This window comes from Corynebacterium sp. HMSC28B08, from assembly GCF_001806865.1.
Lineage (GTDB): Bacteria > Actinomycetota > Actinomycetes > Mycobacteriales > Mycobacteriaceae > Corynebacterium > Corynebacterium auriscanis.
Genome location: NZ_KV786184.1, coordinates 22872 through 30226 on the forward strand (window position 1 = coordinate 22872; position 7355 = coordinate 30226).

Below are 7355 nucleotides of genomic sequence, written 5' to 3' on the forward strand. Positions count from 1 at the left end.
TATGTAGTGCGGCGAGGTGGCGTCGGGATAAAAAACGTAGAAACCCCCAGGCCACGTGAGACCTAGGGGCAGGGAGATGGCCCTGCTACAACGAGGGCCGAAGCACGCTGACTAAGGGGTCAGGCCATGGATGTAGCCGAAACGGTGCTCGGTGGTGGAAACGGCCTGCTCTAATAGCAGTGGCAACAGCTCGCGGCGACCATCTGGCAGAACATCCTGATCCAGGATGACGGAGCCCGACTGCGCAGCAGCCTGGTAGAGGGAATCCGGGGCTACACCCAAGGAACGAACGCGGACCGACTGGGCGGTCTCGACTTCCTCGGCGAAGTCCTCGTCGGAGACAACCCGCATGCGTGTGCCCAGCTCACCCCACGAGGAAGCGACTTCGTGGCTGGCAGAAATGTCCAACTCGGTGCCGGTAGCTGCGGAAGCCAGCTTCAGTCGTAGCAGGTCGCGTGGGTTTGCCCCCGCGTGGACGCGCACGCGCAGTGGCTCCAACAAGGGCTTGTAGCGGAAGATGTTGGACTCCACAACCAATGCCGTGTTGTCGTGCTCTACTCCGAATTCCGTGGCCATAGCGTGGGCATCGGATTCCGCCGCGCGGCGCAGCCACACGTGGTCCTCCTTGTCCAAAACAGGGGAGCCCAGACCGCGGATTTCGCGCAACAGCTGCGTAATCTTTGTGGGCAACGTGCCCGGAACCAGTTGTCCGAGGTCACCTTCGGTCCATACACCCTGCTGGGCTACGTAGTTCGGGCCACCGGCCTTGGCACCCGAGCCCAAGGAGGAATTCTTCCAACCACCGAAGGACTGGCGCTGCACGATAGCGCCGGTGATGCCGCGTTCAACGTAGGCGTTGCCGACCTCCACGCGCTCGCGCCAATAAGCGGTTTCCTCCACGTCGATAGTGTGTATGCCACCGGTCAGGCCAAAGCCCGTGGAGTTTTGCCACTCGATGGCTTCATCGAGAGTTTCGGCGTGCATGATGCCTGCCACGGGGCCGAAGCACTCGTGGGTATGGAACCAGCTGCCGGGTTGGACGTTATCGCGCAAACCGGGGCTCCACAAGGTGCCTTCCTCGTTCAGCTTTTCTGGCTTGACCAGCCACTTTTCACCGTTGTCCAGCTGGGTCAGGCCGCGCAGCAGTTTATCCCCGGGAGGCTCGATAATGCCGTTCATGTAGGTAGAAATGTCGTGGCCAGGCCCAACCTTCATGGAGCGCACCGCATCGACCAGCTGGCCCATGAAGCGCTTGGATTTGCCGATGGAACCGACGGTAATGATCAGCGAAGCCGCAGAGCACTTCTGGCCTGCGTGTCCGTAGGCCGACTTGAAGATGTCCGCCACCGCCAAGTCTGGATCGGCTGCTGGGGTGACGATAATGGCGTTTTTACCGCTGGTTTCGGCGTTGATGACCATGCGGGGCTTCCAGCTGCGGAACAGCTTGGCGGTTTCGGATGCGCCGGTGAGAATGACGGAATCTACATTTGGGTGGGAGATGAGGCGCTTACCGGCGTCGGCTTCGTCGGCATTGACCAGTTGCACTAGGTCCTCGGTAACTCCAGCCTCGCGGAGGATGTCCACAAAGACCTCGGCGATGCGCAGTACCTGGGGGGCTGGCTTCAAAATGACGCAGGCGCCAGCCGCCAGGGATGCGAACACACCACCCAATGGAATGGCGATGGGGAAGTTCCACGGTGGTGTTACCACGACCGTCTTGTAGGGAGTGAAGACGGATCCGCGGACATGGTCTAGCTCACGGGCGGATTCTGCGTAGAAGCGGGCGAAGTCGATGGCCTCGGAAACCTCAGGGTCGGTTTCACCGACGGTCTTGTCGGCCTCGAAGACGGCCGCAGAGATCAGTTTGGAGCGATTATTCGCCAGTGCATCTGCTGCGGCGTCCAACAACTCGGCGCGCTCGTGGCCGCTCTTCTGCGACCACTTCTCAGCGGCCTCGCGGCACCGTGCCACGGCTTCGTCGATGGCGGCCGGATCGGTGACTGGTGGGGTTTGCGCGGGTCCAGGGTTGGATTCCGGTGCGACGATGCGCTTGGCCCATTCTCGGTTCGCCGGCAGCACCGGGTCGGTATCGGGCTCGTTGACGAAGTTGCCTGGCGTGGAATCGCTACGGCAACCCAGTTTCTTCTCTTCTTCTTCCAGGCGATTTTGGGTTCGACGCCGGCCCGCAAACGTCTTCCACCGATCCTGTACGGAATGGCGGAAGCGCCGTTCCTGTGCCTGCATCGGGGTGTTTCCGTTTTCATCCGACTCGTCATCGCCAGGTGTGAACAGTGCATAGAGAAAGTTCTGCTTGGCGCCGTTTTCCTCCAGCCGACGGACCAAGTAGCTGATGGCTACGTCGAAGTCCTCGGCCTTGACGACGGGGGTGTACAAGATGAGCCCACCCACAACATCACGGACGGCGCGGGCTTGGCCGGGGGCCATGCCTTGCAGCATTTCGATATCCAGCTGTTCTTCTACGTTGCGAACAACGGAGAGCTCGTGGGCGAGTGCCACGTGGTACAGGTTGTGCGAGGCCACGCCGATGCGGATGGCATCAGCGTTTTCCGGTTGGAGTGCGTAATCGATGAGGCGTACGTAGTTGGCGTCTACCTCTGCCTTGGTGAGGTATGGCGCCTGGGGCCAGTCGTGAATCTCAGAATCCACCCGCTCCATCGACAGGTTCGCACCCTTAACCAAGCGCACCTTGATCTTGCCGCCGCCCTTGGCGCGGCGCTCCTTGGCGTACTCGGTCAGCTTGGTGAGAGCATCGAATGTATCTGGCAAGTAAGCCTGCAAAACGATGCCGGCTTCCAGCTCACGGAACTCTTCTTCATCCATCAGCTCAGTGAACAGCTTGATGGTGAGATCGAGGTCCTTGTATTCCTCCATGTCCATGTTGATGAATGGATGTGGCTGGCGTTTAAGTGCCTGGCGGTAGAGGGGGCGCAGGCGCTCCTTCAAGCGCTCGGTGCTTCCCTCCAGATCCCAGTGGTTGAGCTGGGAGACAACGGAGGACGCCTTGACGGAAACGTAGTCCACGCGGGGGTTCTTTAACAGTTCCACGATGGCGTCGAGACGCTTTTGAGCCTCGGCCTCGCCGAGCACCGCCTCGCCCAAGAGGTTGAGGTTGAGCCGGAAACCCTCTTCGCGGCTGCGGTCCAATAGGTCATCCAAGGCCTTTGATTCCGCGTCGAGAACTAAGTGGCCCACGGTAGTGCGCAGGTATTTGCGGGCAATGGGCATGACCACACTGGGAAGTAGTGGCGCGGCTACAGAACCGGCGGTGACCAGTACTTGGTCCAAGAAACTCATGAACCCTGGGACATCGGCGGTGCGTTTCAGAGGGTGTGCAATGCGCATGAACTCCTTGGCGGCAACCTTGTTGTCCTCTGGGCGGGCAACGCGGTCTACGAAGGCGAAGGTGAATTCAACACCGTCGGGGTCATGCACCATATCGGCAAGCTGCTTAGTGGATTTGGAGGTCTCTTCAACCTCTAGCCACTGCTCGGCGCGGTGGATTGCTTTAGTTACCACCGCCTCGACATCGGAACTATTCGGGCGCGGGGTGAAAGCCTGGCTGCTCAACGCCAACCTCAATTCTTCAATCGGTGGCCGAGATGGATAGCCCCGGCCCTATTTTGTGCAGGGTACGGTTACCACACTAATAACGAGAGATTGATAGGGCTAGCTTGCTGCTGGAGAGGTGTGCGCGGGGGCGGGAAATACCACAGTCCGCAGCACGTCCCTTATGGTGCGGGGTATTCCATGGGGGTGCCAGGTCCCAGCGGGAGTCCGAGTGACCACCATAGTGCGAAGAATAAGAACCAACCCACCAGCATGGCAATGGAGTACGGCAAAGCCAGTGACATGAGCGTGCCGATGCCGGCCTTTTTGTAGTACCGCTGTAAGAAGGTCAGGGCGAGGGCGAAGTAGGGGCTCATCGGGGTGATGATGTTCGACGGGGAATCGCCTATACGGAACAGCATCTGGGTGACCTCGGGGGAAAAGCCTACGTACATAAACATGGGAACCACGATGGGGGCCATGAGGGCCCACTGAGCGGAACCGGAGGTAATAAGCAGGTTGAGCAGCGCCACCAGAACGACGAACGCGGCAAACAGGACCAGTGGGGGAAGATCGGCCTTTTGCAGCAGCTCGGCGCCCTTAATCGCGGTCCAGGAACCTAGGTTTGATGCCTTAAACCATGCGAGAAACTGTGATACCGCGAAGAACAACACCATCATCGGAATGAGGGTCTCAATTCCGCGGCCCATAAACGTTGGCACGTCGCTCAGGGATGTAATGGATTTAATTCCCACCCCATAGACGATGCCTAGGATGAGGAAAGTCAGTGCAATCGGAACGGCCACGGCAGTAATCAACGGGCTGGACATCACGTCGCCGCCCTCGCCTTGAAGAGGTGAGAACGGAACAAATAGCATCGCGAAGTACAGTGCTAGAAGAACCGCGGCTACCACACCGGTGATCCCCAGCGCGCGGGATTCTTTCCGATCCAGCTGGAGGGACTCGGTGAGCTTTTCCTGAGGAACGTCTTGGGCGAGTTCGTCATCGCCGTCACGGCCTGTGTTGAACGTGACTTGGGTGTAATCGATGTGGTCATGGTCTACCAGCTGGGTTGCTCGACGGTTCATAAACGTCTCGGTCAAAACGGTGATGATGAGGGCGAGAACAATAGCGCTGGCTGCGACGAAGAAGTAGTTTGCCAGTGGGGAAACGTAGTATTCCTTATCCACAATGTGCGCTGCAGACGTGGAGATTCCACCGAGGAGTACGTCGGTGATATTGAGGATGAGGGAGGAGTTGAACCCGGCGGAGGATGCAGCGAAGGCCACCATTGCACCTACGATGGGTGATCGTCCCATTGCCCGGAATGAAACAGCACCCAGTGGGATCAGGATCACGTACACGGCATCGGAGGCCACGGATCCTGTCACGCCGGCTAGTGCGACAACAAACGTCAACATCTTCGGTCCTACCTTGGACACGATCGCGCGGACAACAGCGCTGATGAGACCGGAGTGCTCGGCCACAGCGACCCCCAGCATGACGGTGATGATTAGGCCCAGGGGTGGGAAGCTGACGTAGTTTTCGACGGCATCTGAGACAATGAGTTTCAGTCCATCTGAGCTCAGCAGATTAACAATTTCTACGGGCTTGCCGTTCTCGGGGTTTATGGCGGTTAAACCGACTTTGTTGCCGATGTAACTGGATATCAAAACCAGTCCACCGAGAATCACGAACAGCCAAAATGGATCCGGTAGCTTGTTGCCTAGCTTTTCAACGGCGCCCAAGAATCCACCGGGCTGGTTGTCGGTTTTATCGTCTTTTTCGGGGACGCGGGCTTTGGTTGCGGTCCTCTGATCGCTCATGTGATCTTTCTATCTCTGTGGCCGGGTGAGGGTGGGGAAGTAGTGCCTTAGTTTTTCGACGCCAACTTCAACTGGGTGGGGTTGTGACTTTACATTCTGTGGGGTTGAGGGGCAGGAGAACTCGATAATTAGCGTCTGAGGGTTAGGTCACATGCATCACTTCTTTCACTTAGGGGTTTAGTAATAACAGCGTCTTAGCTAAAGTACTTAGCCGTGATCACATTCCAAAACGTCTCCAAGAGCTACAAGTCCGCGGGGCGCCCCGCCCTGAGGGACATCAATATCGCTATAGATAAAGGCGAATTCGTGTTCCTCATCGGCCCTTCCGGCTCAGGCAAATCAACGTTCCTCCAACTGATGCTGCGTGAGGAGAAGCTGGATTCCGGCGATCTGCATGTCGCAGACTTCCACGTTAACAAGCTGAAAGGCAAAGACGTGGCCAAGCTTCGGCAACGCATTGGGTACGTATTCCAAGACTTTCGGTTGTTGCCAAAGAAGACGGTGTTTGAAAACGTGGCCTTCGCGCTTGAGGTGATTGGCAAGAAGCGCACAGACATTGAAACGCTCGTACCCCAAGCGTTGAAGACTGTCGGCTTGGACGGGAAGGAGAATCGTTATCCGCACGAGCTATCAGGCGGCGAACAGCAGCGAGTGGCGATCGCGCGGGCGTCGGTAAACCGTCCCCTAGTGCTGCTAGCTGACGAGCCAACCGGCAATCTCGACCCCGATACCTCGTCGGAGATCATGTTGTTGCTGAACCGGATTAATCAAGCAGGCACAACCGTGGTGATGTCCACCCACGATGACGTGGCGGTGGATTCCATGCGCAAGCGCGTCATTGAGCTGGACAAAGGAACCATTGTTCGCGATGACGCCCACGGCGTGTATGGCGTTGGACGTTAAAAAGAGAAGCGGGAAAGAGAAAACACTATGAATTTTGGTTTCGTGTTCCGCGAGGCAATGGCCGGGTTCCGTCGTAACGCAACAATGACCGTTGCCATGATCATCACAACGGCGATTTCCCTTGCGCTGCTGGCCACCGGGTTTTTGTTGACGAATATGACGGAGCGGACGAAGGATATCTACATCGACCGCGTGGAAGTTATGGTTCAGCTGGACGACAAGATTTCCTCCACCGACCAAGACTGCACTAGCGCACAATGTGCTGCGCTGAAGAACAAGCTCGAGGGCGATGATGAAGTACAGTCCGTGACGTTCCGCAATAAACAGCAATCCTATGACCGCTTCGTGGAGCTGTTTAAGGATTCCGATCCGCGTTTGGTGGAGCAGACCGGTAAAGATGCATTCCCGGCAGCATTGCACGTGCGGCTGACCGATCCCACGGAGACGGGCCCGATTGATGCCGTCAAGAACGATCCGGGTGTGGCTAACGTGGTCGATCAAGGTGAGGATCTGCAGGCTGCAACCCGCAACCTGGATGCTGTGCGAAACGCTTCCTTCTTGGTCGCAGCTGTGCAGGCTGTGGCAGCTATCTTCCTCATTATGAACATGGTCCAGATCGCGGCATTCAGCCGTCGCCACGAGATCAGCATTATGCGCATGGTGGGTGCTTCCCGCTGGTACACGCAGATGCCGTTCGTACTGGAGGCTGTTATTGGTGCGGTTATTGGTGCCGTGCTGGCGGTTGGGGGCATGTATGCCGGCAAGAAGCTGGTGGTCGATAGCGCGATGCGCTCTCTATATGACGCCAACCTGGTCGCGCGCATCACCGATAGCGATATCTGGCTGGCGGCACCGTTCCTCGTTCTTACGGGCGCGGTGGTCGCTGCCATCACGGCGCAGATTACCCTGCGGTGGTACGTGAAGAACTAGGGAAATGCTTGGGGGCACATATGGGTTGTTGATTCTACAGGTGAGGTTGTTGGGGTAATCCTGCCGCTTTGTACTGCGGGCATCCTCTCGCTGAAAGACGAATGTGCAGCAGAAGTCCAACAAAAACGC

The 7355-nt window shown here is 57.7% G+C and carries 4 protein-coding genes; 2 read left to right on the forward strand and 2 right to left on the reverse strand.

The window, feature by feature from the left end; translation table 11 throughout:
* Nucleotides 1-111: 111 nt before the first annotated feature.
* Nucleotides 112-3588 (reverse strand): bifunctional proline dehydrogenase/L-glutamate gamma-semialdehyde dehydrogenase, encoded by a 3477-nt coding sequence (locus HMPREF3098_RS09810; protein ID WP_070435030.1) that lies wholly within the window; start codon nucleotides 3586-3588, stop codon nucleotides 112-114.
* A 161-nt stretch (nucleotides 3589-3749) separates the two neighbouring features.
* Entirely contained in the window at nucleotides 3750-5393 is a 1644-nt protein-coding gene (locus HMPREF3098_RS09815) for an AbgT family transporter (RefSeq protein WP_083284451.1), read from the reverse strand.
* A 213-nt stretch (nucleotides 5394-5606) separates the two neighbouring features.
* Here HMPREF3098_RS09815 and ftsE point away from each other — a divergent pair, with 213 nt between their 5' ends.
* Both ftsE and ftsX read left to right on the forward strand, forming a co-directional pair.
* Nucleotides 5607-6296, forward strand: coding sequence for a cell division ATP-binding protein FtsE (gene ftsE / locus HMPREF3098_RS09820; protein WP_070434994.1), 690 nt, complete (start codon nucleotides 5607-5609; stop codon nucleotides 6294-6296).
* Between the two features lie 27 nt (nucleotides 6297-6323).
* Complete coding sequence (ftsX, locus tag HMPREF3098_RS09825) at nucleotides 6324-7226, forward strand: permease-like cell division protein FtsX (RefSeq protein WP_070434995.1); 903 nt, start codon at nucleotides 6324-6326, stop codon at nucleotides 7224-7226.
* Nucleotides 7227-7355: the final 129 nt, after the last annotated feature.